The organism is Corynebacterium sp. HMSC068G04 (genome assembly GCF_001814885.1).
In the GTDB taxonomy this organism is placed as follows: Bacteria; Actinomycetota; Actinomycetes; order Mycobacteriales; family Mycobacteriaceae; genus Corynebacterium; species Corynebacterium hiratae.
Genome location: NZ_KV818291.1, coordinates 106,097 through 106,426, shown reverse-complemented (window position 1 = coordinate 106,426; position 330 = coordinate 106,097). Strand labels below are relative to the sequence as shown.

The 330-nt window shown below is 60.0% G+C and carries 2 tRNA genes; both read left to right on the top strand.

What is annotated here, in order from left to right:
* Positions 1-73 precede the first annotated feature (73 nt).
* A tRNA-Gly gene (locus tag HMPREF2993_RS00700) sits at positions 74-146 on the top strand.
* 34 nt (positions 147-180) lie between these two features.
* Positions 181-251 (top strand) — tRNA-Cys (locus HMPREF2993_RS00695).
* Positions 252-330: the final 79 nt, after the last annotated feature.

Genomic DNA, 330 nt, shown 5'->3' with positions numbered 1-330 from the left:
AGGTCACTGGTTCAATCCCAGTATCGCGCACAGGGGTTCCATTTGGAGCCCACGACGAGCGAGAGCTCGTCACGCGGATGTAGCGCAGTTGGTAGCGCATCACCTTGCCAAGGTGAGGGTCGCGAGTTCGAGTCTCGTCATCCGCTCTAGCACATGTAGTGTGTGAGGCGGTATCGCCACGGTGGAATGGCCGAGTGGTGAGGCAACGGTCTGCAAAACCGTGCACACGGGTTCGATTCCCGTTTCCACCTCAAATGCTGGCGCCCAAACAGGGCGCTGCGAGCGCGTTTAGCTCAGCGGGAGAGCGCTTCCCTGACACGGAAGAGGTCA